Annotated in this window: 1 protein-coding gene; it reads left to right on the top strand. The window is 46.1% G+C overall.

Translation table 11 applies throughout. The annotated features are described in order from the left end of the window. The coding region (locus tag IQ270_RS30005; RefSeq protein ID WP_193976741.1) for an ATP-binding protein at positions 1-1,685 on the top strand (1,685 nt) is incomplete at its 5' end. Between the last annotated feature and the right edge of the window lie 145 nt (positions 1,686-1,830).

Raw genomic sequence — 1,830 nt, forward strand, 5'->3', positions numbered from 1 at the left:
GATTAGAAGTGCGACTGCACGCCGACGTTTCGGTGGAAGATATGAGGGTGGGGAAATTTTTAGTAGTGCGGGGGGTACGATCGCACTTTTTCTGTATGCTCACCGACGTGTCTCTCGGAACATCTAGCGGACGCATTTTATCCAACCCTCCCAACCCCAGCGACGATTTTCTGATCGCAGTGCTTGCCGGTAGCAGCACCTACGGTACGATCGAACTATCGCCGATGTTGATGCTGACAGCGGAACGAGAAAAACAGCAGGCAATTTTCGATCCAAAATCAAACGGAATCCCGGATAAAAAGTTGGCTTTAGGAAATTTGGGTTCTTTTGAGGCGCAAAGCGGGGCCGATATGGAGTTGCTGCCGGTTAAAACTATTCCCAGCCACTTTTCCCAGGTGTTTGATGCCAAAGAAAGCGATTTTAGGGCGGTTTTTGGCTGGGAAGATGACCCCTACCGCCGCAATTTTGCGATCGGCAAACCGATTGACATGGACGTTCCTGTGTGCTTGGATTTAGACCGATTTGTGGAACGCAGCAACGGAGTTTTTGGGAAGTCGGGAACGGGTAAATCTTTTCTGACGCGTTTGGTTTTGTCGGGAATTATTCGCAAGCAAGCTGCTGTTAATCTAATTTTTGATATGCACTCGGAGTACGGGTGGGAAGCGGTTTCGGAAGGAAAACAATTTAGCACTGTTAAAGGTTTGCGGCAGTTATTTCCCGATAAAATGCAGATTTATACGCTAGATCCAGAATCGACAAAACGTCGGGGAGTTCGTGATGCTCAAGAGTTGTTTTTGAGCTTCGATCAAATTGAAGTGGAAGATATCTCGCTGGTGCAGCGGGAGTTGAATTTGTCGGAAGCTAGTATCGAAAATGCAATTATTTTGCGTAATGAGTTGGGAACTGGTTGGATCAACAAGTTGCTGGAAATGACCAACGAAGATATTTCCATGTTTTGTGAAGAGAAGCGGGGAAATAAATCTTCGATTATGGCTTTGCAGCGCAAATTAGAGCGTTTAAATGATTTGAAATACATTCGGAATCGCTGTCCTAAAAATTATGTAACTGAAGTTTTGCAGTGTTTGGATAGTGGAAAAAATGTAGTGATAGAGTTTGGTTCCCACTCGGATTTGCTGTCGTATATGTTGGCTGCAAATGTGATTACTCGCCGGATTCACGCATCTTACGTGAAGAAAGCAGAGAAGTTTTTGCAGAGTAAGAATCCGTGCGATCGCCCGCAACCGTTAGTTATTACTATTGAGGAAGCTCACCGCTTTCTCGATCCGGCGATCGTCCGATCGACTATTTTCGGTACGATCGCCCGCGAAATGCGAAAATACTTCGTAACTCTGTTAATCGTAGACCAGCGTCCCTCCGGTATCGACGGCGAGGTGATGTCGCAAGTCGGAACGCGCATTACTGCTTTGCTAAACGACGATAAAGACATCGATGCTATTTTTACTGGTGTTTCAGGTGGCCAAAGTTTGCGATCGGTTTTGTCGAAACTGGACTCGAAGCAACAAGCATTGGTTTTGGGGCACGCCGTACCGATGCCGGTAGTTGTGCAGACTCGTCCTTATGATGAGCAATTTTATCGGGAAATTGGTGATATTGATTGGCAAGAAATGCCTGATGCAGAGGTGTTTGCAGAGGCCGAAGCTGCTAAAATGGATCTGGGGTTTTAGTTGGAGAACTGAAGCAGGCAAAAGCAAGTTGGGCAACGATCGCGCGATCGAAGTATAACGGATGAAATAACGAAAAAGATTTTAGTTATCTACGAGTGAGGGAAGAAGGAAAAAGCAAGATTTTCTCACTATCGGACTCTCCCCC

The sequence above is a fragment of the Microcoleus sp. LEGE 07076 genome, from assembly GCF_015207455.1.
In the GTDB taxonomy this organism is placed as follows: domain Bacteria; phylum Cyanobacteriota; class Cyanobacteriia; order Cyanobacteriales; family Microcoleaceae; genus Microcoleus.